20 protein-coding genes are annotated in these 21905 nt (G+C 66.5%); 18 read left to right on the top strand and 2 right to left on the bottom strand.

Translation table 11 applies throughout. From position 1 onward, the window contains the following. Window positions 1–97: 97 nt before the first annotated feature. On the bottom strand, window positions 98–481 hold the full coding sequence (locus C8J42_RS02475) for a hypothetical protein (protein WP_056486670.1): 384 nt from the start codon (window positions 479–481) through the stop codon (window positions 98–100). A 110-nt stretch (window positions 482–591) separates the two neighbouring features. Then, the gene (locus C8J42_RS02480; RefSeq protein ID WP_165895405.1) at window positions 592–762 is read right to left on the bottom strand and encodes a hypothetical protein; all 171 of its coding nucleotides are present in this window, start codon (window positions 760–762) and stop codon (window positions 592–594) included. A 168-nt stretch (window positions 763–930) separates the two neighbouring features. Between C8J42_RS02480 and C8J42_RS02485 the strand changes: the two genes are divergently transcribed. From C8J42_RS02485 to ftsZ, 18 genes are all read left to right on the top strand, one after another. Beyond that, window positions 931–1899: a cysteine synthase A gene (locus tag C8J42_RS02485; protein ID WP_133018782.1), complete on the top strand. Its 969-nt coding sequence runs from the start codon at window positions 931–933 to the stop codon at window positions 1897–1899. Window positions 1900–1958: 59 nt separating this feature from the next. Further along, entirely contained in the window at window positions 1959–2228 is a 270-nt protein-coding gene (locus C8J42_RS02490) for a hypothetical protein (protein WP_243644023.1), read from the top strand. A 493-nt stretch (window positions 2229–2721) separates the two neighbouring features. Then, complete coding sequence (locus C8J42_RS02495) at window positions 2722–3249, top strand: division/cell wall cluster transcriptional repressor MraZ (protein ID WP_243644025.1); 528 nt, start codon at window positions 2722–2724, stop codon at window positions 3247–3249. After that, complete coding sequence (gene rsmH / locus C8J42_RS02500) at window positions 3246–4196, top strand: 16S rRNA (cytosine(1402)-N(4))-methyltransferase RsmH (protein ID WP_133018784.1); 951 nt, start codon at window positions 3246–3248, stop codon at window positions 4194–4196. The genes C8J42_RS02495 and rsmH overlap by 4 nt, the downstream gene beginning before the upstream one ends. Then, the gene (locus C8J42_RS02505; RefSeq protein ID WP_133018785.1) at window positions 4193–4882 is read left to right on the top strand and encodes a hypothetical protein; all 690 of its coding nucleotides are present in this window, start codon (window positions 4193–4195) and stop codon (window positions 4880–4882) included. The genes rsmH and C8J42_RS02505 overlap by 4 nt, the downstream gene beginning before the upstream one ends. Beyond that, the gene (locus C8J42_RS02510) at window positions 4879–6597 is read left to right on the top strand and encodes a penicillin-binding protein 2 (RefSeq protein ID WP_056486659.1); all 1719 of its coding nucleotides are present in this window, start codon (window positions 4879–4881) and stop codon (window positions 6595–6597) included. The genes C8J42_RS02505 and C8J42_RS02510 overlap by 4 nt, the downstream gene beginning before the upstream one ends. Before the next feature lie 10 nt (window positions 6598–6607). Further along, entirely contained in the window at window positions 6608–8023 is a 1416-nt protein-coding gene (locus C8J42_RS02515; RefSeq protein ID WP_133018786.1) for a UDP-N-acetylmuramoyl-L-alanyl-D-glutamate--2,6-diaminopimelate ligase, read from the top strand. Between the two features lie 127 nt (window positions 8024–8150). After that, window positions 8151–9542, top strand: coding sequence for a UDP-N-acetylmuramoyl-tripeptide--D-alanyl-D-alanine ligase (murF, locus tag C8J42_RS02520; protein WP_133018787.1), 1392 nt, complete (start codon window positions 8151–8153; stop codon window positions 9540–9542). Further along, a complete protein-coding gene (gene mraY, locus C8J42_RS02525) occupies window positions 9543–10613 on the top strand; it encodes a phospho-N-acetylmuramoyl-pentapeptide-transferase (protein WP_056051331.1) in 1071 nt (356 codons plus the stop codon). Next, window positions 10610–12010 (top strand): UDP-N-acetylmuramoyl-L-alanine--D-glutamate ligase, encoded by a 1401-nt coding sequence (gene murD / locus C8J42_RS02530; protein ID WP_133018788.1) that lies wholly within the window; start codon window positions 10610–10612, stop codon window positions 12008–12010. The genes mraY and murD overlap by 4 nt, the downstream gene beginning before the upstream one ends. Before the next feature lie 59 nt (window positions 12011–12069). Beyond that, complete coding sequence (locus tag C8J42_RS02535; protein WP_060526809.1) at window positions 12070–13251, top strand: putative peptidoglycan glycosyltransferase FtsW; 1182 nt, start codon at window positions 12070–12072, stop codon at window positions 13249–13251. Continuing rightward, complete coding sequence (gene murG / locus C8J42_RS02540) at window positions 13248–14390, top strand: undecaprenyldiphospho-muramoylpentapeptide beta-N-acetylglucosaminyltransferase (protein ID WP_056486645.1); 1143 nt, start codon at window positions 13248–13250, stop codon at window positions 14388–14390. Before C8J42_RS02535 ends, murG begins: the two co-directional genes overlap by 4 nt. After that, on the top strand, window positions 14387–15805 hold the full coding sequence (murC, locus tag C8J42_RS02545) for a UDP-N-acetylmuramate--L-alanine ligase (protein ID WP_133018789.1): 1419 nt from the start codon (window positions 14387–14389) through the stop codon (window positions 15803–15805). The genes murG and murC overlap by 4 nt, the downstream gene beginning before the upstream one ends. Window positions 15806–15888: 83 nt before the next feature. Continuing rightward, the gene (gene murB / locus C8J42_RS02550) at window positions 15889–16893 is read left to right on the top strand and encodes a UDP-N-acetylmuramate dehydrogenase (RefSeq protein WP_133018790.1); all 1005 of its coding nucleotides are present in this window, start codon (window positions 15889–15891) and stop codon (window positions 16891–16893) included. Continuing rightward, complete coding sequence (locus tag C8J42_RS02555) at window positions 16890–17828, top strand: D-alanine--D-alanine ligase (protein WP_133018791.1); 939 nt, start codon at window positions 16890–16892, stop codon at window positions 17826–17828. The genes murB and C8J42_RS02555 overlap by 4 nt, the downstream gene beginning before the upstream one ends. Further along, window positions 17825–18799: a cell division protein FtsQ/DivIB gene (locus C8J42_RS02560; RefSeq protein WP_133018792.1), complete on the top strand. Its 975-nt coding sequence runs from the start codon at window positions 17825–17827 to the stop codon at window positions 18797–18799. The genes C8J42_RS02555 and C8J42_RS02560 overlap by 4 nt, the downstream gene beginning before the upstream one ends. 1 nt (window position 18800) lies before the next feature. Further along, window positions 18801–20063: a cell division protein FtsA gene (gene ftsA / locus C8J42_RS02565; RefSeq protein WP_056051322.1), complete on the top strand. Its 1263-nt coding sequence runs from the start codon at window positions 18801–18803 to the stop codon at window positions 20061–20063. Window positions 20064–20176: 113 nt separating this feature from the next. After that, the gene (ftsZ, locus tag C8J42_RS02570) at window positions 20177–21754 is read left to right on the top strand and encodes a cell division protein FtsZ (protein ID WP_121884438.1); all 1578 of its coding nucleotides are present in this window, start codon (window positions 20177–20179) and stop codon (window positions 21752–21754) included. Window positions 21755–21905: the final 151 nt, after the last annotated feature.

Consider the following 21905-nt stretch of genomic DNA (forward strand, 5'->3'; position numbering starts at 1 on the left):
TGCCGGTCCAAGGCGGTGAGGGCAAGGGTGTGCAGCGCAAAGAAAAACGGCCGGCGGATGATCCGCCGGCCGTTTCGTCATTCGTAAACGTAGAAACTTACGCGTGGCAGGTCTGCGCCGACTTGCCGGGCGCGGTCAGCGTGACGCTCGATTCGTCGCCGGTCATCGACCAGCCGCCCTCGGCGGTCTTCGGCGAACCGGCAACGTCCGACTTCAGCGTCGTCGCGGGGCCGTCCTTCTTGGTCTTGACGACCGCCTGCTTGTCGCCCTGGAAGAACGTCACGTAGAGCAGGCTGTTGTCCTTGCAGCGCAGCGTCTTCTCGGACTTGATCGCAGGCGGCAGCTCGACCGGCGCGGCGTTGGCGAGCGTGTTCGCCATCGGATCGGGATTGCTGTCCAGCACCTCTGGCGAGGCGGGCTTGGAGTTGCAGGCTGCCAGCACGAGCAGCGCGGCGACGGCGGTCATGGGGAGGATTTTCATAGCGGGACCTCGCTTCGCGCATGCAGCATGGAGCGTCAAGGGCTATGGTTTGCGGTACCATCGCATAGCGGCGAATAGGGCAGTATGTATGACGGGTAAGATGTCCGCGCTCACTCGTGCAGCGGACGGTCCTGCTTGGCTACGTCATCCTGCGACTGAAGTCGTTCTTCGACCATCGCCAGCGGAGTCGCGATATGCGCGGCGATCAGGGTGTCGCCGAGCCCTTCCATCAGGTCTGACGCTTCCGACAACAAGGCCAGAGCCTGCCGATACTGTTCCATCATCCCGCTCCCGCCAGTTTCGAACTTCCTAACATAGATCATATATTGGTTGTAATGAACACGACATGAAAAGCATGTCATCCGCTTGGGATGTTCGCGTTGGCGGCGTTTAATCGTGCAAACTTTCGCTCGCTTGCTCTGGGCGGGGCACCACGCCACATAGCGCGCATGCATACGACACCCGACACGCTCGCTCTGATTGGCAACACGCCGCTTGTTCGTCTGAGAGGTCCCAGCGAGGCCACCGGCTGCGATATCTTCGGCAAGTGCGAATACACGAACCCCGGCGCGTCGGTGAAGGATCGCGCAGCGCTGTTCATCGTCGAGGATGCCGAGCAGCGCGGAATGCTGCAGCCCGGCGGCACGATCGTCGAGGGCACGGCGGGCAATACCGGGATCGGTCTCGCGTTGGTCGCCAATGCGAAGGGCTACAAGACGATCATCGTCATGCCCGAGACGCAGAGCCGGGAAAAGATGGACACGTTGCGGGCTCTAGGTGCCGAACTGGTATTGGTCCCCGCTGCGGCATTTTCGTCGCCATGCCATTTCGTCCATACCTCGCGCCGGATCGCCGACGAGACGCCGGGCGCGATCTGGGCGAACCAGTTCGACAACACAGCCAATCGCCGCGCGCATATTGTCGGGACCGCAGAGGAGATCTGGGCACAAATGGACGGGCGGATCGACGGTTTCACCTGCGCTGCGGGCACCGGTGGGACGATCGCCGGAGTTGGGCTGGGACTGAAGGCGAAGGACGAGGCGGTCTGCATCGCGCTCAGCGATCCGCATGGCGCGGCGCTATATAACTATTACGCACACGGCGAACTGAAAGCGGAGGGCTCTTCGGCCGCCGAGGGGATCGGGCAGGGGCGCATTACTGCCAATCTGGAAGGGGCGCCGATCGATACGCAGTTCCGGATTTCGGATCAGGAGGGTTATGCGTGGGTCCGACGGTTACTCGACGAGGAAGGGCTCTGCCTCGGGTTGTCGTCCGGGATCAACGTCGCAGGTGCGGTGGCGCTGGCGAAGCACCTGGGACCCGGCAAGCGGATCGCGACGATCCTGTGCGACACCGGATTCCGCTATCTCTCGACGTTGTACGATCCCGAATGGCGTCAGGCGAAGGGCTTGGCTTGAGCGGTATGGTTCCCGAGAATCGACAGAAGCGCGGTAGTCGGGTATCGAGGTAGGGCAAGATGAAGTTACCCCACGAACCTTCCCAGACCATGCAGCGCATCAAGGTCGGCATGATCGGCCTCGCCGCGGTCGTGCTGCTGATCGGTCTCGCGAGCGCGATCATCGGCTCGACGAATCGCGAGCGGCCGGTCGCGACGGCGGGTGCTGCGCAGGCGGACGTAGTGGCGAACATGGGCGTCTCGAACGTTACCGAAGCCGCCGGAGCGGGCGAGCCGCTCGCGGAGATGGGCGTGGCGCCAAGCGCCAATGTACAGGCACCTGCGCAGTAATCTGCGACATTGTGCTCTGGGCAGGCGCTGGCTTCCGTCAATACACACCACCCCGGCGAAGGCCGATGCCCAGTTGGAACGGTCGCAGTAACGGCGCGGCGCCCCAAATTATCAATGTCCCCAACTGGGCTCCGGCCTTCGCCGGTGTGGTGACGACCGTTGGCGTGGCTTTTTAGCGCATTACCCCGTCCAAAATGACCCCCGGCAGGGCGATGATTCAGACCGTCTGTCTTTGATTTTCAAGGTCGTAGCGCTCCATAAGATCCCCGAATTTCCCCAGCCCTGACCGCCGCTCGCCGCTGGTCACATCCAATACACACGCGAAATCCGCCAAGCTGAGCGTTGAGACCAGCATAGAATCCGTCCAATCCCCAAAAATCCCGTTGCGTCCCCGAAGCGCTATGGTAGATGGAGGTTAATACAGGGGCATTTTCATCGTTCGCTGAAAACGCGGTCGAAACGTAGCGATGGCTGCTTTTCGAAGCGGTGAAGCGTGCGCGCCAGTTCGAAGGGTTTTGGCGTGTCGGTACGGGGTCGCTATCAAGGAGACGGTATCGGCCTTGTCGACGACAAGGGCCGGGTAGCCATCCCTTCGGCACTCCGCACCACGCTTTCGGTGAATGCTCCCAAGGCGAACGGCAAGGACGGCGGCACCATCATCATCGGCGCGCATCAGAAGAATCGCTGCCTGGTCGCGTATGATCCCGGTTACGTCGACATTCTCGCCGAGCGCCTCGACCGCCGCGAATCCGAGAACACGTCCGAGAACGGCGAGTATGACTACAACATCAAGCGCGCCGCCGCGTCCGGCGAAGCGGTGCCGTTCGACGGCTCCGGTCGCTTCATCATGCCCGCGTTCCCGCGCTTCTATGCCGGCATCAAGGGTCATGCGTTCTTCTACGGCGTGCTCGATTATATCGAGATCTGGGACCCCGCGACGCTGATCGCCACCGACGGCATGCCCCCCGTCGTCAAGGAGATGGCGCGCTTCTACATGGCCGAGAAGGGGGTTCAGCTGTGAGCAACCCGGACGCTCCGCATATCCCCGTCCTGCTCGACGAAGTCCTGGCCGCGCTTTCTCCTGAGCCCGGCGAGACGATGGTCGACGGCACGTTCGGCGCTGGTGGCTACACGCTGGCGCTGCTCAAGTCGGGTGCGCGGATCGTGGCGTTCGACCGCGATCCCGACGCGATCGCCAATGGTCGCGCGATGGAAGAAGCCGAAGAAGGCCTGACGCTGATCGCCGCGGACTTCTCGGCGATGGCGTCCGAACTTGAAGCGCGCGGCCTTGCGCCGGTCGACGGCGTGACGCTCGATATCGGCGTGTCGTCGATGCAGCTCGACCAGGCCGAGCGCGGCTTCTCGTTCCAGTCCGATGGCCCGCTCGACATGCGGATGGCGCAGGCCGGCATGTCGGCGGCGGATTTCGTCAACGAGGCGGACGAGAACGAGATCGCCGACGTGCTCTATCAATATGGCGACGAGCCCAAGTCGCGGCGTGTCGCGCGCGCGATCGTCGCCGCGCGCCCGCTGACGCGCACCGGCGAGCTGGCGCACATCGTCCGCCGCGCGCTCGGCTACAAGGCGCACGACAAGAAGGACCCGGCGACCCGCGCGTTCCAGGCGATCCGGATCCACGTGAACCGCGAACTCGGCGAACTCGCCGACGGGTTGCTGGCGGCCGAGCGCGTGCTGAAGCCCGGTGGCCGGCTCGCGATCGTGACGTTCCACAGCCTCGAGGACCGGATGGTGAAGCGCTTCCTGCGCACGCGGTCCGGTGGGTCGCCTTCAGGTTCGCGTCATCTTCCGCAGGTGAAAGCCGTTGCGGAACCTAGTTTTTCTCATGTCGGCCGCGGTGTTCGCGCCGGCGAGGCCGAGATCGCGCGCAACCCGCGCGCGCGCTCGGCGACATTACGGACGGCGCGGCGGACAGCCGCTTTACCCTGGACGGAAGAGGTGACGACATGACGGCGGCGTATCGGATGAAGGGTGTGGGCTGGTTCGGGGGCTGCGTGGCCGTCGTGCTCGGTTTCTACCTCGTGTCGCTGCAGGTCGCCGCCGAGCGCAAGAAGCTGGAGGCGGTCAATGGTCAGATCCGCTCGGCGCAGCGCGACATCCGTGCGCTGGAAACCGAGTTCGACACGCGGGGCAACTTGGCCCAGCTTGAGCGCTGGAATGGCGACACGCTGGCGCTGTCGGCACCGACCGCGGGCCAGTTCGTTGTGAGCGAGGCCGCGCTCGCGGCGCTCGACGTCAACAGCCTGCGCGCGGACGGGGTCCAGACCGCCGCGCTGCTGGTGCCGTCGGGTGCCGGCTCGGCCGTCACGGTGCCGATCTTCCCGGCCACCGCCGCGCCCGCAGTCGTGAAGCTTGCCCCGGTCCAGATGGCGCAGGTTACCGCACCCCGCGCGATGAACGTCGCGATCCAGGCGGCGTCGAAGACCGCGCTCAAGCCGGTCGTGATCCGCGCGTCGGTCTCCACGCCACGCTCCGCCGAGGCCGCGCTCGTCCGTGCCGCCAAGACCGAGCGCCTCGCCGCCGTCGCTAAGGTCCGTCCGCAGGCGGTCGCGATGCTCGACCGGAAGCTGCTGTCCGACACGACGCTGGGTGACATCATGAGCGGCGCCCGCTCCGAGAGCCGTAAGCGGCGGTGACCGCCTTGGTCGCCCGGCCCGTCTCGCAGCAACGTAGCGCCAACCAGCGTCATGCACTGGTGGCGACGGCGCACACGCGCCTGATGATGCTGATGTTCCTGTTCGGAGCAGCGGTGCTGGTGGTGGTCGGTCGACTCGGGATGCTGGCGGTGCAGGCGTCGCTCGCCGATCCACAGGCGCGCTCGGCGGCGATTGCGGCACGCGGCGACATCGTCGATCGTAACGGCGCGCCGCTCGCGCGGACGATCGATGCGTGGACGATCGCGGTCCACCCGAAGAAGCTGATCGGCGATCCGACCGAGATCGCCAGCAAGCTCGCCGCGCTGATGCCCGAGGCGGGCGACCAGGCGCATTATTATGCGCTGCTGACGTCCGGCAAGAGCTTCATCTATCTCCAGCGGCGCGCGTCGCCGGCGCTGGTCGAGCAGGTCAACGCGATCGGCGAGCCCGCGATCGTGTTCGACCGCGACACGCAGCGGCTGTACCCGCAGTCGACGATGGCAGCGCACGCGCTCGGCTTCCTGTCGACCGCGGGCCACGGCATGAGCGGTATGGAGCGCGTGCTCGACGAGCGGCTGACCAACCCTGCGCTCAACGGCACGCCGGTCGCGCTATCGCTCGACAACCGCGTCCAGGCGGCGATGGAGAGCGAACTCGGCCGCGCGATGACGACGTTTTCCGCGCGGGGGGCGGGCGGCATTGTCCTCGACGTGGCGACCGGCGAAGTGATCGCGATGGTCTCGCTGCCGACCTTCAACCCCAATCGCGTCGGCATGTCGGGCAGCGAACAGCTCCGCAACATCACGACGCAGAGCGTGTTCGAGCTTGGTTCGACGTTCAAGCCGATCACGATGGCGACCGCGATGGATACGGGTGTCGTCACATCGTTCGCGCGGCGTTTCGATGCGACCCATCCGCTGCAGGTCGGGCGCTTCACGATCCACGACGAGCGCGGCGATCCGAAGCGCTGGCTGAACATGGCCGAGACGCTGATCTACTCGTCCAACATCGCCACCGCACGTGTGGCCGACGAGGTCGGGCCTGCGAAGATGCAGGCGATGTTCAAGAAATTGGGCTTCGATACCAAGCCCGATATCGAACTGCGCGAGAAGGGCCGTCCGTTGTGGCCGAAATACTGGGCGCGCACGACGACGATGACCACCGCCTACGGCCACGGCATCGCGGTGACCCCGCTGCATCTGGCGAGCGCGTATGCGGCGCTGGTCAATGGCGGTATCTGGCGGCCGGCGACGTTGTTGAAGGTCGCACCGGGTCATGCGGTTGCCGGTCGTCGCGTCATCAGCGAGCAGACGAGCGCGCGGATGCGGCAGATGCTGCGACTGATCGTGCAGCGCGGTACGGGGCGCAAGGGCGATGCGCCGGGCTACCGCGTCGGTGGCAAAACCGGGACGGCCGAGGCCGCGGTGTCCGGCGGCTACGATCACTCGCGCAACGTGGCGACGTTTGCCGCGGCATTCCCGATGGATGCGCCGCGCTATGTCGTGCTGGCGATGCTCGATTCGCCGCTCGGCACGAAGGAAACCGCCGGGTGGAAGACCGCGGCGTGGAATACCGCGCCGGTGGTCGGCCGGACGATCTCGCGCGTCGGTGCGATCCTGGGCGTGGTGCCCGACGCGCACCGCGACATCGACGTGTCTGACATCCTGCCGACTTTGTGGCAGGACCCGTCGCGTACACAGCCGACCGGGCAATGAGGACTATTGCATGAAACTCGCAGCGCTGACCGACGGGACGGAAGAGGCGCAGGTGACGGGGTTCGCGATCGATCACCGCAAGGTCGCGCCGGGCACGGTGTTCGGCGCGTTCGAAGGTGCGCGCGTGAATGGCGAGGATTATATCGAGGACGCGATCCGGTCCGGCGCGATCGCGGTGGTCGCGCGGCCGGGCCTGACGGTCGAGGGCGCCACCTACATTGCCGATGACAATCCCCGCGAGCGGTTCGCGCAACTGGCCGCGAAGTTCTTCGCGCCGTTTCCCGAGGTTTCTGTGGCGATTACCGGGACGAACGGGAAGACGTCGTGTGTCGAGATGACTCGGCAACTCTGGCGGATGGCGGGGTTTCATGCGGCTTCGATCGGGACGCTGGGGGTTACGACGGCGGACGAGCGAGTGACGACCGGGCTGACGACGCCGGACGTGGTGACGTTCCTGTCGAACGTGGCGGGGCTCGCGCGTGAGGGCGTCACGCATCTCGCGTTCGAGGCGTCGAGCCACGGCCTGACGCAGTACCGGACCGAGGGTCTAAAGGTGGCTGCCGCGGCGTTCACGAACCTCAGTCGCGATCATCTCGACTATCACGGCGACATGGCGGCGTATTTTACCGCCAAGATCCGGCTGTTTTCTGAGGTGTTGTCGACCGACGGCGCCGCGGTTGTCTGGGCGGATGATCCGCAGTCGGCGCGGGTGATCGATCTGGCGCGCGAGCGTGGCAATCGCTTGGTGACGGTCGGCACGCAGGGAGAGACGCTGCGGCTGGTGGGGCGCGATCCGACGTTGCTCGGGCAGGGGTTGACGATCGAGGCCGAGGGCCAGACGTATAAGGTCACCTTGCCGCTGATCGGTGCCTACCAGGCGGCGAATGCGCTGGTATCTGCTGGGCTGGTGATCGCGACCGGGGGCGATGTGGCGGCAACGATCGCCAATCTTGCGCGATTGCAGCCGGTGCGTGGGCGGCTGGAGCGCGCGGTGATCGCGAAGTCGGGTGCCCCGGTGTACGTGGATTACGCCCACACTCCCGATGCTCTCGAAGCAGCAATCGCTGCGCTTAAGCCACATGCCGGCGGCAAGCTGATCGTGGTGTTTGGCGCCGGCGGTGATCGCGATACCGGCAAGCGCGAAACGATGGGGCAGGTCGCGGTGCAACACGCCGACCGCGTGATCGTCACCGACGACAACCCCCGGACCGAGGACGCGCGCGCGATCCGCTGCGACGTCCTGAAGGGCGCGCGGGGGGCTGAGGAAATCGGCGACCGGCGTGCGGCGATCGGGGCTGCTGTGCGCGAGGCTGGGCCCGAGGATATCGTGCTGATCGCCGGCAAGGGGCATGAGCAGGGACAGATTGTTGGCGACATGGTCTTGCCGTTCGACGACGTGACGGTGGCGCGGGAGTGCGCGGCGTGAGGACGGCGATGTCTTCTTTCCCCTCCCGCCTGCGGGAGGGGCTAGGGGAGGGCGCGACGTACGTACTGGCGTCCGGCCCGTTTCGTCAGCCCCTCCCCCGACCCCTCCCGCAGGCGGGAGGGGAGCAGTGAGTCTGTGGACTTCAGCCGAGATCGCTGCCGCTACCGGTGGTGTGGCGTCTGGCAACTTCGCAGTCAGCGGCGTTGCGTTCGATTCGCGCGAGGTTGGCCCGGGCGACTTGTTCGTGGCGATGAAGGGGGAAACCAGCGACGGGCACCTGTTCCTCGATCAAGCCTTCGCCCAAGGCGCGGCGGGGGCGATCGTGTCGGAGCCTTGCGACCACCCGCACGTGCTCGTGGCGGACAGCTTCGTGGCGCTCCAGGCCCTCGGCCGCGCCAGCCGCGCGCGCTCCACCGCCACGATCATCGGTGTCACCGGTTCCGTCGGCAAGACCAGCGCGAAGGAGGCGCTGTTCGCCTGCCTCGACCGCGCGGCGCCCGGCGAGGTGCATCGCTCGGTCAAGAGCTACAATAACCACACCGGCGTCCCGCTCAGCCTCGCCCGCATGCCGCGCGATGCGAAGTTCGGCGTGTTTGAGATGGGGATGAACCATGCTGGCGAACTTGCCGACCTGACCCAGCTGGTCCGCCCGCACATCGCGATGATTACCGCGATTGCGCCTGCGCATACCGCGTTCTTTCCCGACGAGCGCGCGATCGCCGATGCCAAGGGGGAAATCTTTGCCGGGCTCGAACCGGACGGGACCGCGATCGTCCCCTATGACAGCCCGCACCGCGACCGGCTGCTCGGACACGCCGCGCCCCATGCTGCGCACATCGTGACGTTCGGCAGCGAGAAGGGCGCCGATGTCCGCGCGATCGAGGCGATGCGGCTGCCGACCGGCGGGACGTTCGTCACCGCGCGGATGGGGCAGGGGGCGGAGCACGAGCTGAGCTTCACGATCGCGCAGCCAGGCGCGCACTGGGTGTCTAATGCGCTTGGCGTTCTTGCGTGCGTGCAAGCGGCCGGGGGTGATCTCGGGCTGGCTGGACTCGCGCTGGCTGAGCTTGGTGGGCTGCAAGGCCGTGGTGCGCGGTCGCTGGTGACCGTCGGCGAAGGCCAGGCGCTGGTGATCGACGAGAGCTACAACGCCAACCCCGCCTCGATGCGCGCGACGTTAAGCGTCCTCAGCCACGAGCCGGGCCGCCACATCGCGGTGCTTGGCGAGATGCGCGAACTGGGCGAGGGCTCGGACGACTATCACGCCGCCCTGGCCGAGCCCATCCTCGCCGCGCGCGTCGAAATGGCGCTGCTCGTCGGTGAAGCGATGGCGCCGTTAGCGCAGGTGCTTGAGGGACAGATCGAAACCGTCCATGTGGGCGACGCTGCGGCCGCGCTCGCGTCGTTACGGACGATCCTGGCGCCGGGCGATGTCGTGCTCGTCAAGGGATCGAACGGGGTAGGCCTCGCGCGCGTCGTAGCGGGTCTCCAGGCTGGCCTCAAAGGCGGGATTAACTGAATGTTGTACTGGCTCGCCGAGCATCTGGGGTTTCCCGGCCTGCTGAACCTCATCCGCTATCAGACGGTGCGGACCGGTGGCGCGGTCGCGACCGCGCTGATCATCGGCCTGATCATCGGGCCGAAGTTCATCGGCTGGTTGCGCGTGCGGCAGGGCAAGGGCCAGCCGATCCGCGCCGACGGCCCGCAGTCGCATCTGTCGAAGCGCGGCACGCCGACGATGGGCGGGCTGATGATCCTCACCTCGATGTGCCTCGCGATCTTCCTGTGGATGGACCTGAGCAACCCGTATGTCTGGGCGTGCCTGTTCGTGACGCTCGGCTTCGGGACGATCGGGTTCCTCGACGACTATGACAAGGTGCGCAAGGCGAGCACCGCGGGGATCAGCGGGCGCACGCGGTTGTTGCTCGAGTTCATCATCGCCGGTGTCGCCGCGACGATCATCATGTCGCAGAACGGGCCGCATCTGTATTTGCCGTTCACCTCGCGCATGTACCTCGATCTCGGCTGGTTCTTCCCGGTGTTCGCCGCGTTCACGATCGTGTCGTTCGGCAATGCGGTGAACCTGACCGATGGGCTCGACGGGCTGGCGACGATGCCGGTGATCATCGCCAGTGTGGCGTTCATGGTGATCGTGTATCTGGTCGGAAACGTTAAGTTCGCCGATTACCTCGGCATTCCGCATGTCCCTCGCGCGGGTGAACTGGCGATCTTCTGCGGGGCGATCGTCGGCGCGGGGCTTGCGTTCCTGTGGTTCAATGCGCCGCCCGCCGCGGTGTTCATGGGCGATACCGGGAGCCTAGCGCTCGGTGGTGCGCTGGGGACGATCGCGGTCGTTGCGCATCACGAGATCGTGCTGGGGATCATCGGCGGGCTGTTCGTGATCGAGGCGCTGTCGGTGATCATCCAGGTGTTCTTCTACAAGCGCACCGGCAAGCGCGTGTTCCGGATGGCGCCGATCCACCATCATTTTGAACAGCTCGGCTGGGCCGAGGCGACGGTGGTGATCCGGTTCTGGATCATTGCGTTGGTGCTGGCGCTGGTCGGTCTGTCGACGTTGAAGCTGCGGTGATTGTCGCGCAGGCTTGGCGCGGGAAACGCTATGCGGTGCTGGGGCTGGCGCGGTCGGGCGCTGCGACTGTGCGGGCGTTGGTGGCTGGCGGTGCGCAGGTCGTCGCTTGGGACTCGGACGAGGCTCGGCGTGACGCAATCCTCCCCGGTACGGGGAGGGGGACCAGCTCTGCTGGTGGAGGGGGGGCTGTTCCAGGCGTTTCGCTTGCGGATGCCCCCCTCCACCACCAGCCTACGGCTGGCGGTCCCCCTCCCCGTGCCGGGGAGGATTTGATCGTCGCGCCGTTGGAGGACCTTTCGAGGTTCGACGCTTGGGTCGTGTCGCCGGGGGTGCCCCTCAACACGCATCCTCTCGCCGCCGCCGCGCGTGCGGCAGGCGTCCCCGTCATCGGCGACATCGAACTCTTCGCCCAAGCCCGAGCCGACCTCCCTCCGCACAGAGTCGTCGGCATCACCGGCACCAACGGCAAGTCGACCACCACCGCGCTCGTCCACCACATCCTCAAGACCGCCGGCATCCCCACGCTGATGGGCGGCAATATCGGCCTGCCGATCCTCGAGCAGGAAGCGCTCCCCGAGGGCGGCGTCTATGTGCTCGAACTGTCGAGCTATCAGATCGACCTGACGCAGACGCTCGATTGCGACGTCGCGGTGCTGCTCAACATCACGCCGGATCATCTCGACCGGTATGACGGGTTCGAAGGCTATGCGGCCTCCAAGGCGCGGCTGTTCGCGATGCAGTCGGCCGAGCATGACGCCGTGATCGGCATCGGCGATACGCCGTCCGCCGAGATCGCGCGCGGACTGTCGGCGAAGGGCGAGCACCTCACCAAGATCGCGCCCGGCGTGTGCATGGATCAGAGCAGCTGGCCGACGCTCCAGGGCCCGCACAACGCCCAGAACGCACTCGCTGCGATCGCCGTGGTCAAGGCGCTGGGCGTAAGCGAGGTCGACATCGACCGCGGCCTCACGAGTTTCACGGGCCTGCCGCACCGGATGGAGCAGATCGCCGCGTATGGCGGAGTTGCCTATGTCGACGACAGCAAGGCGACCAATCCCGAGAGCACCGCGCCCGCGCTTGCCGCGTTCGACCGGGTCCACTGGATCGTCGGCGGCCGCGCGAAGGGTGATGACCTCGACGCCTGCAAGCCCGCCTTTGGCCACGTTGTCCACGCCTACACGATCGGTGAGGCTGGCCCGAAATTCGCTGAAATTCTGAAGGACTCGATGCCCGTCGATAACGTCGGCACGCTCGATGCAGCGGTCCGAGCCGCCGCCGCAAACGCCAAACCCGGCGACACTGTTTTGTTATCCCCCGCCTGTGCTAGCTTCGACCAGTTTCGCGATTACGAAGCGCGCGGGGCTGCGTTCCGCGCCGCGGTGGACTCGCTGGCATGACCGATATCCGCGCTGGAACCATTGACATGGGCACACCGAAGACCAGCATCGTCGCCAAGATGAAGCGACGCGGCGGGCGTGGCGATCAGTCGCCGCTCGGCACGTGGTTCTGGGATATCGACCGGATGTTGCTGCTGCTGACGCTGTTCCTGATCGCGATCGGGCTGATCGCGGTCGCAGCGGCGTCGCCGGCCAGCGCGGTTCGCTATTCGGGCGAGCATCACAAGATCGCGCCGCTCTATTATTTCTGGCGACAGTTGATGTGGGTCGGCGTGTCGCTACCCGTGCTGTTCGGCGTGTCGATGATGCCCGTGTCGATGGCGCGGCGGATGGCGATCGGCGGCTGCGCGCTGTTCGTGCTGATGCTGATGGTGACGCCGTTCATCGGGGTCGAGGCGAATGGCGCACGGCGCTGGCTCGGCGTCGGGTTCGCGCAGTTCCAGCCGTCGGAGTTCCTGAAACCGCTGTTCATCGTCACGGTCGCGTGGCTGTTGTCGCTGCGTGCGAAGGATGCCGAGCTGCCGACCGTGCTGATCACCGGCGCGATGACCGCGGGCGTGGCGGTGCTGCTGATGCTGCAACCCGATTTCGGCCAGACGATCATCTTCTGCTCGGTCTGGATGGCGTTGCTGATGATCGCGGGGACGCCGGCCAAGGTGATGCTCGGCCTCGTCGCGATGGCGCCGGCGGGGCTGATCGCCGCGTATGTGTTCTATGGCGTGGCGCGGTCGCGGATCGATGCGTTCCTGTTTCCGGGTGTCGAGGGCGAGGGCGCAGGCGACCATTTCCAGACGAATGCGGCGCATAACACGCTGACCGCGGGTGGCTGGACCGGAACAGGCCCCGGCGCTGGTGCGGCGAAATTCGGGCTGCCCGAGGCGCATACCGACTATATCTTCTCGGTGATCGGCGAGGAGTTCGGGCTGATCGCATGTTCGGTGATCGCGGTGATCTTCTTGGCGATCGTGGTGCGCGTGTTCGTCAAGCTGCTGGACGAGCAGGATGAATTCAAGCTGCTGGCCTCCGCGGGCCTTGCGACACAGTTCGGCGCGCAGGCGCTGGTGAGCATGGCGGTCAACACCGGCCTCGCGCCGTCGAAGGGTATGACGCTGCCGTTCATCAGCTATGGCGGGTCGTCGATGATCGCGTTGTCGGTCGGCATGGGGTTGCTGCTGGCGTTTACCCGGCGCAATCCGTTTCTCACGCGGAGCCCCTATGTCGTCCGCTGGAGTGGTGAATGAGTAAGCATTACGTCCTCGCAGCCGGTGGAACGGGCGGACACATGGTCCCGGCGGCGGCGCTCGCGGCCGAACTGACGAAGCGTGGCCACCGCGTTGCGCTGGTCAGCGATGCGCGTGGCGTGCGGTTTCCGGGGCTGTTCGAGGACATTCAGACGCATGTCCTGCCGGCTGGACGCTTTACCGGCGGGCCGCTCGGCTGGGCTCGGGCCACGCGGGAGATGTGGCGCGGGCGGGCGATGGCGCGCGAACTGTACCGGACGTTCAAGCCCGCCGCGGTGATCGGCTTCGGCGGCTATCCTGCGTTGCCGGCATTGCTGGCGGCGTTCGCGGACAAGATCCCGACTGCGGTGCATGAGCAGAACGCGGTGCTGGGGCGCGTGAACCGTTTCGTCGCGGGCCGCGTGGACGCGATCGCGACCTCGTCCGAGCCGACCGAGCGCCTCGCGCCGAAGCTGCTGGGCAAGGCGCATCTGGTCGGCAACCCGGTGCGCGAGGCGGTGCTGGCGCTACGCTCGCGGCCGTATCCGTTGCTGGAGGAGGATGGGATTTTTCGCGTGCTCGTGACTGGTGGCAGCCAGGGGGCGAGCATCCTGTCGCAGGTCGTGCCCGACGGCCTGGCGATGCTGCCGGTGACCTTCCGTCGGCGGTTGCAGGTAACGCATCAGGCGCGGATCGAGGATATCGATGCGGTCCGCGCAAAGTACGCCGAGCATCATATTCCGGCCGAGCTGGCGACGTATCTGCCCGACATGCCCGAGCAGCTGGCCTGGGCGCATCTGGTGATCGCACGCGCGGGCGCTTCGACGATTTCGGAACTGACCGCGGCGGGGCGTCCGGCGATCCTGGTGCCGCTGCCGGGTGCGACCGACGATCACCAGACCGTGAACGCGCGCGAGATCACGCGGGCGGGCGGCGCGCGGACGATCGCGCAGGGAGACTTTACCGCAGTGGAACTGGCCAAGCAGATGCAGAAACTCGGGCTCGATCCGGCGGCGTTGCAGAACGCGGCGGGGCGTGCGCGGAGTTGCGGGCGGCCGAACGCCGCAAGCGATCTGGCCGATCTGGTCGAGAGCCTTGACGCGCCATTGTCGCGGATTCCGGTCGGCGCGCCCTCCAAGCCCAAGGCGCAGTTCGCATGAAGGGTGTCGCAACGGATATCGGCACGATCCATTTCGTCGGGATCGGCGGGATCGGCATGTCGGGCATCGCCGAGGTGATGAAGAATCTTGGCTACCGCGTGCAGGGCTCGGACGTCGCCGAGGGCTATGTCGTGCAGGGATTGCGCGACAAGGGCATTCCGGTCGCGATCGGTCATGCCGCGTCGAACATCGGCGACGCCGCGGTGGTGGTCGTGTCGACCGCGATCGTCCGCTCGAACCCGGAGGTCGAGGCGGCGCTCAATGCGCGCGTACCGGTGGTGCGGCGGGCGGAAATGCTGGCGGAACTTATGCGGTTGAAGTCGACCGTCGCGGTGGCGGGCACGCACGGGAAGACAACGACGACGTCGATGGTCGCGGCGTTGCTCGATGCGGGCGGGGTCGATCCGACGGTCATCAATGGCGGGATCATCAACTCCTACGGCTCGAACGCGCGGCTGGGTGCGAGCGACTGGATGGTCGTCGAGGCGGACGAGAGCGACGGCAGTTTCCTGCGGCTCGATGGTACGATCGCGGTGGTGACTAACATCGATCCCGAGCATCTCGACCATTACGGATCGTTCGACGCGGTGAAGGATGCGTTCGTCGAGTTCGTCGAGAACGTGCCGTTCTATGGTGCGGCGCTGCTGTGTCTCGATCATCCGGAAGTGCAGGGGATCCTGCCGCGGGTGCGCGATCGTCGGGTGGTGACGTACGGTTTCTCGGCGCAGGCGGATGTGCGCGGCGTCGAGGTTACGCCGATCCCGGGCGGCAACCGCTTCGATTGCGTGGTGCGCGAGCGTGATGGCGCGACGCGGACGATCGCGGGAATCGAGATGCCGATGCCGGGTCGGCACAACGTGCAGAACGCGCTGGCGGCGATCGGCGTGGCGCTGGAACTCGGCATCGCGGACGCGACGATCCAGCAGGGGTTCGCCAAGTTCGGTGGCGTGAAGCGGCGGTTCACCAAGGTCGGCGAAGTGGCCGGTGTCACGATCATCGACGACTATGGCCATCACCCGGTCGAAATCCGCGCCGTCTTGGCGGCGGCACGTGAGGGCGTGAAGGGTCGCGTAATCGCGGTCGTCCAGCCGCATCGGTATTCGCGTCTGGGCAATCTGATGGAGGATTTCCAGACTGCGTTCAACGACGCGGATCGCGTGCTGGTGACGCCGGTTTATGCGGCGGGCGAGGCGCCTGTGGAGGGCGTCGACGCGGCTGCTCTGGTCGAGGGGTTGAAGCGGCGCGGGCACCGGTTCGCGGGTGTGGTCGCGGACGCTGATGCGCTGGCGGTGGAACTGGCGGCGACGATCGAGGCTGACGACATGGTTGTTTGTCTGGGGGCTGGCGACATCACGAAATGGGCGGCCGGGTTGGCCGATGCGATCGCGGCCGAGCGCGCGAAGGTGCTGGCGTGAACGCTCGCGCTTCTGCTCCCCTCCCGCTTGCGGGAGGGGTCGGGGGAGGGGCTTCGGCCTCCTCCGACGGCACGGGCGCGGCTATGTCACTCCCTCCCCTAACCCCTCCTGCAAGCGGGAGGGGAATCAAGGTCGAGGCAGGGGCTTCGCTGGCGGCTTTCATATGGTTTCGGACTGGTGGGCCGGCGGAGACCCTAGTGCGACCCGATACGGCGAACGCTCTGGCCGCATATTTGCGTGACCTCGACCCTTCCACGCCAGTGCTGCCGGTTGGTGTAGGCTCGAACCTGATCGTGCGCGATGGCGGCGTGCCGGGGGTCGTCGTGCGGCTTCCCAAAGCTATGGCTAAGGTTTCGGTTGAGGACGGTCGCGTTCGTGCGGGCGCGGGGGCGATGGGGATCACCGTTGCCAGTGCCGCGCGGGATGCTGGGATTGCCGGGCTCGAGTTTCTGCGTGGAATCCCGGGCACCGTCGGCGGTGCGGTTCGGATGAACGCGGGTGCTTACGGTCGCGATGTCAGCGATATTCTGGTCGAGGCTACCGTGGTCACGCGTGAGGGTTTGGTCGAGACCTGGTCCGCCGAGAAGCTCGGCTTCACCTATCGCCATTCGGATCTACCCGCTGGTGCGGTTGTAGTCGAGGCAGTGTTCTCCGGCACGCCCGGCGAACCAGCCGTGATCGGTGCCGAGATGGACCGGATCGCGGCCGAGCGCGAGGCATCGCAGCCTTTGCGGTCGCGCACCGGGGGCTCTACATTCAAGAACCCCGAGGGGCACAAGGCGTGGGCGTTGATCGACGCGGCCGGGTGTCGGGGGCTGACTCGCGGTGATGCGCAGGTCAGCGAGAAGCATTGCAATTTCCTGCTGAACCTCGGGTCCGCGTCGAGCGCGGAGATCGAGGCGCTGGGTGAAGAGGTACGCGACAAGGTGAAGGCGCATTCGGGGGTGACGTTGGAATGGGAAATCCAGCGGGTTGGTGAGTACCTCCCCTCCCGCTCGCGGGAGAGGTCGGGGGAGGGCGGTCTGGATACCGGCATCTCGCATCAACCCCTCCCCCGACCCCTCTCGCATGCGGGAGGGGAGCAGTGAGTGCGGCTCTTCACATCGCGGTGCTCATGGGCGGCTGGTCGGCGGAGCGTGAGGTTTCGCTGATGTCCGGCAATGGCTGTGCGGACGCACTTGAGTCGCTTGGGCACCGGGTTACGCGGATCGATATGGGGCGGGATGTTGCCGCTAAACTCGCCGAGGCGCAGCCCGACCTCGTGTTCAACGCACTACACGGCACCCCCGGCGAGGACGGTTCGGTACAGGGGCTGCTCGACCTGATGGGGCTGCGATACACGCACTCCGGCCTCGCTACGTCGGTGATTGCGATCGACAAGGTGCTGACCAAGCTGCTGCTCGTGCCCGCGGGCGTGCCGATGCCGGGTGGGCGGATCGTCAAGTCGGCGGATTTGTTCGAGAGCGATCCGATGGCGCGGCCCTACGTGCTGAAGCCGGTCAACGAGGGCTCCTCGGTTGGCGTGGCGATCGTCACCGACAGCGGCAATTACGGCAATCCGATTTCGCGCGACAGCGTCGGGCCGTGGGGAGAGTTCGAGGAATTGCTCGCCGAGCCGTATATTCGTGGGCGTGAGCTGACGACCGCGGTGCTCGGCGGCAAGGCACTGGGCGTGACCGAGTTGAAGCCCAAGAGCGGCTGGTACGATTACGACGCGAAATACACCGACGGAATGACCGTTCACGTCTGCCCGGCGGAGATTCCCGACGAGATCACCGACGCGTGCAAGAGCCTCGCGCTCGAAGCGCACCGGTTGCTCGGCTGCAAGGGCGCGTCGCGGTCGGACTTCCGTTGGGATGACGAGCGCGGCGTCGACGGGCTGTTCCTGCTCGAGGTGAACACGCAGCCGGGGATGACGCCGCTGAGCCTCGTGCCCGAACAGGCGCGGCATATCGGCATGAGCTATGCCGAGCTGGTCCAGGCGATCGTCGATGAGGCGCTTCAGGATCATCCTTCCCCATGAGCCGCACGATCAAGCGCGGTCCGCCGCCCAAGCGGCCCGCCCCGCGACGGAAAGTCGTGGTCAAGAAGGTGTCGGTGATGGACCGGCTGGTCGGGATGCTTCCGGTCAGCGAGGACACGCTGCGGAAAATCGCGACGTGGTCGATTCTCGGCGCGGGCGGGGCTGTGGCGATCGCGGCGGCGACGTGGGTCGGCATCCCGGGGATGATCGGCGCGGCGGTCGCCGAGGGTGCCGGGCGCGCGGGCTTCAAGGTCGAGCAGATCGAGGTGACCGGCCTCAAGCGGATGGACCGGATGTCGGTCTATGCGGTCGCGCTGGAGGACAAGCAGAACCAGACGTCGATGCTGTCGGTCGACCTGGAAGCGGTGCGCCAAAAACTGCTGCGCTATGGCTGGATCGCGGACGCGCATGTCTCGCGGCGGCTGCCCAACACGATGCTGGTCGATATCGTCGAGCGCACGCCCGCCGCGGTGTGGCAGGACAATGGGCAACTTACGCTGATCGATTCGTCGGGCGTTTTGCTGGAGCCGGTCCAGCCCGATGCCATCCCGAACCTGCCGCTGGTGATCGGGCCGGGCGCGGATCGGCAGGAAGCGTCGTACCAGACGTTGCTCGCCGCCGCGCCCGCGCTGAAGCCGCGCGTGAAGGCCGCGACCTGGGTCGGCAATCGACGCTGGGACCTGACGTTCGAGAGCGGCGAGACGTTGGCGCTGCCGGAAGACGGTGCGCCGCGTGCGCTGGTGAAGTTCGCCGAACTGGATGGGGCGAGGCCGCTGCTGGGGCGCGGTTGGATCCGGTTCGACATGCGCGATCCGACCAAGCTGGTCGCGCGCAAGCCGGGCGCGAGCCTGGCGCACAGCGTCGACGTGCCGGCACCTGCCAGCGCGGGGGCAAGCGTGCCGGCAACGGGCGAGACTACCAATACTCCGTCGCAAACGGCGGGCGCGAACGTAACGGGCGGGGAGGGATGACATGGCGAAGGTGGCACCGGAAGGGCTGATCACGGCGCTCGATATCGGGTCGTCGAAGGTTTCGGCGATGATCGCGCAGAAGGGGGACGGCGGCGAGTTGATCGTGCTCGGCACCGGCCAGCGCGAGAGCCGGGGCGTCAAGCGCGGCTATATCGCCGACATGGCGACGACCGAAGCGGCAGTGCGCGAGGCGGTCGAGCAGGCCGAGCGGATCGCCGGGATCAACATCGAGAATGTCTGGGTCGGGTTCTCGGCCGGCGGGCTCGTGTCCGACGTCGCCGAGGTCGAGTTCGAGCTTGGCGGCCACCGCGTCGAACAGCAGGATATCGATGCGTTGCTCGCCGCGGGGCGCAACTCGATCGATCCGCAGGGCCGCATGGTGCTGCACGCGCAACCGGCGCTTTATACGCTCGATGGGCTGACGGGCGTGAAGACGCCGCTTGGTCTGCATGCCGATCGGCTTGGCGTGCATATCCATGTCGTCGCCGCTGATGGTTCGCCGGTACGCAACCTCGATCTGTGCGTGCGGTCGGCGCATCTCGAAGTAAAGTCGATCATCGCTTCGCCGGTCGCGACGGGGCTCGCCTGCCTCAGCGACGAGGAGCGCGAGCTTGGCGTCGCGCTGGTCGAGATGGGGGCGGGGATCACCAACGTGTCGCTGTTCGCCGGGGGCATGCTGGTCGGGCTGACCTCGATCCCGATCGGCGCGCAGGACATTACCGACGACATCGCCAGCGCATTCGGCACGCGGCGGCAGAATGCCGAGCGGATGAAGTGCTTCCACGGATCGGCCAACGCCAGCCCCCGCGACAATCACGACATGATCCCGGTCATGCCGATCTCCGCGGAGGACGGCGCGGGCGAGGGCGCGCAGATCACCAAGGCGCAGCTGATCGGCGTGATCCGCCAGCGGCTCGAGCATCAGATGGGCGAAGTGCGCAACGCGCTCACCAAGCTGAAGTTCGAGGGGCCGGTCGGGCGTCAGGTCGTGCTGACCGGCGGTGGTGCCGAGCTGAAGGGCATCGCCGACTATGCGCAACAGGCGCTCGGGCGGTCGGTGCGGATCGGTCGACCGCGTGGTCTGACCGCGCTGCCGGAAGCGCATGGCGGACCGGCGTTCGCGACGCTAGCGGGGTTGGCCTTCTATGCGGCGACCAACCCGATCGACCTTCGCGGGCTCGCGCCGCAGCGGACGACGGTGCATCGGCCAAAGGGTATGGGCATGATGCGCAAGTTGATTCAGGCGGCACGCGCGAATTATTAAGAGTTTCGAGGGCGCTGGCGTTATTTCGGCTGGAACAGGCCGTGACGTTGGTGCACACAGATTAATCAGGGGCCCGGCCGTAGCGTATCTACCGGGTTGTGCGGAGAACGGCGATGAGCATCGAATTCCTTAGTCCCGAAGTGGACGATCTGGCCCCCCGCATCGCGGTGATCGGCGTCGGCGGCGCGGGTGGCAACGCGATCGCCAACATGATGCGGGCCGACGTCCAGGGCGTCGACTTCCTCGTGGCGAACACCGACGCGCAGGCGTTGAAGCAGTCCACCGCACCGCAGCGGATCCAGCTGGGTACCAAGATCACGCAAGGTCTCGGCGCCGGTTCGCGTCCCGAGATCGGCCGCGCGGCGGCGGAAGAGACGATCGACCAGCTCGCCAAGATGCTCGAAGGCGCGCACATGTGCTTCATCACCGCCGGCATGGGCGGCGGTACGGGCACGGGCGCAGCGCCGGTCATCGCCAAGGCGGCGCGCGACATGGGCATCCTCACCGTCGGCGTCGTGACCAAGCCGTTCGCGTTCGAGGGCAACCGTCGCGCCAAGTCGGCCGAAGGCGGCATCGACGAGCTGCAGAAGTACGTCGACACGCTGATCGTCATCCCGAACCAGAATCTGTTCCTCATCGCCAACGCGAACACGACCTTCAAGGAAGCGTTCACGATGGCGGACGAGGTGCTCCAGCAGGGCGTCCGCAGCATCACCGACCTGATGGTGATGCCGGGCCTCATCAACCTCGATTTCGCCGACGTCCGCTCGGTGATGCAGGAGATGGGCAAGGCGATGATGGGCACCGGCGAGGCCAGCGGCGACAACCGTGCGCTCGAAGCCGCACAGAAGGCGATCTCGAACCCGCTGCTCGAAGGCGTCAGCATGCGCGGCGCGAAGGGCGTCATCATCTCGATCACCGGCGGCGACGACATGCGCCTGCTCGAAGTCGACGAAGCCGCGAATCACATCCGCGACCTGGTCGATCCCGATGCGAACATCATCTGGGGTTCGGCGTTCAACCAAGAGCTCGAAGGCAAGATCCGCGTCTCGGTCGTCGCGACCGGGATCGACGCCGATGCGCGTCCTCCGGAAGTTGCACCCGAGCCGACCCGCTCGTTCAGCTTCGGATCGCGCAAGACCGACGAGAATACGTCGTTCCGTCCGAGCGAGCCCGCCGCTTCGTCGGCCGCGCCTGCTGCGTCGTCCGCTGACGAAGAGCCGCTCGACCTGAACGCGTCGTCGGAAGTCGAGCCGTCGGCGTCGAAGTCGGATGACGAGCTGGTGCTCGGTGCCGAGACGATGGTACCGCAGGCCGCGCCTGCGCCGGTTGCTCCTGCTCCTCAGCCTGCTCCCGCACCGCGTACGTATGGCGACGAGCCTTACGGTCGTGGTCCGATCGCGCGTCCGGCGTCGGCATCGTCGGTGCCGCCCGCTCGCGCACCGATCGCGCCGGCTGTTCCGGTGCCGACGCCGGCTGCGGACGAGGGTGGTGCACGTCGCCGCTGGCTCGCTCCGGGTGCCGAGGCTGCCCCCGAGGCGGTTCCCGCCGCGCCGCGCGTGAAGCTCGGCGGTACGCTGTTCGAGCGCATGTCCAACGCGGCACGCGGCGCAGCGAAGGAAGACGGCGAGGCGGCTCCCCAGGACCCGCTCGACATCCCCCGCTTCCTGCATCGCCAGAACAACCAGTAAGCCGGGAATAGCTGAAGCTTCTCAATACTTTGCTGGAAGTTCGTCCTCACGGCCATACGGTCGCGACTCAAATCCCTCTCCCACCGGGAGAGGGAGAGACGCCAAAGGCGGCGAAGGGTGAGGGCACGCCAAGCAGGGCTACAGCGCTTGC

Origin of the sequence: Sphingomonas sp. PP-CE-1A-559 (genome assembly GCF_004340965.1) — a bacterium.
In the GTDB taxonomy this organism is placed as follows: domain Bacteria; phylum Pseudomonadota; class Alphaproteobacteria; order Sphingomonadales; family Sphingomonadaceae; genus Sphingomonas.

Excerpts from the sequence above, each read along its gene's own strand:
- C8J42_RS02535 (WP_060526809.1), top strand. The coding sequence starts at position 12,070 with ATGAAGCGACGCGGCGGGCGTGGCGATCAGTCGCCGCTCGGCACGTGG.
- murB (WP_133018790.1), top strand. The coding sequence starts at position 15,889 with ATGTCACTCCCTCCCCTAACCCCTCCTGCAAGCGGGAGGGGAATCAAG.
- murG (WP_056486645.1), top strand. The coding sequence starts at position 13,248 with ATGAGTAAGCATTACGTCCTCGCAGCCGGTGGAACGGGCGGACACATG.
- C8J42_RS02515 (WP_133018786.1), top strand. The coding sequence starts at position 6,608 with ATGAAACTCGCAGCGCTGACCGACGGGACGGAAGAGGCGCAGGTGACG.
- C8J42_RS02560 (WP_133018792.1), top strand. The coding sequence starts at position 17,825 with ATGAGCCGCACGATCAAGCGCGGTCCGCCGCCCAAGCGGCCCGCCCCG.
- C8J42_RS02475 (WP_056486670.1), bottom strand. The coding sequence starts at position 481 with ATGAAAATCCTCCCCATGACCGCCGTCGCCGCGCTGCTCGTGCTGGCA.
- C8J42_RS02490 (WP_243644023.1), top strand. The coding sequence starts at position 1,959 with ATGAAGTTACCCCACGAACCTTCCCAGACCATGCAGCGCATCAAGGTC.
- mraY (WP_056051331.1), top strand. The coding sequence starts at position 9,543 with ATGTTGTACTGGCTCGCCGAGCATCTGGGGTTTCCCGGCCTGCTGAAC.
- C8J42_RS02505 (WP_133018785.1), top strand. The coding sequence starts at position 4,193 with ATGACGGCGGCGTATCGGATGAAGGGTGTGGGCTGGTTCGGGGGCTGC.
- ftsZ (WP_121884438.1), top strand. The coding sequence starts at position 20,177 with ATGAGCATCGAATTCCTTAGTCCCGAAGTGGACGATCTGGCCCCCCGC.
- C8J42_RS02480 (WP_165895405.1), bottom strand. The coding sequence starts at position 762 with ATGGAACAGTATCGGCAGGCTCTGGCCTTGTTGTCGGAAGCGTCAGAC.
- murC (WP_133018789.1), top strand. The coding sequence starts at position 14,387 with ATGAAGGGTGTCGCAACGGATATCGGCACGATCCATTTCGTCGGGATC.
- C8J42_RS02485 (WP_133018782.1), top strand. The coding sequence starts at position 931 with ATGCATACGACACCCGACACGCTCGCTCTGATTGGCAACACGCCGCTT.
- ftsA (WP_056051322.1), top strand. The coding sequence starts at position 18,801 with ATGGCGAAGGTGGCACCGGAAGGGCTGATCACGGCGCTCGATATCGGG.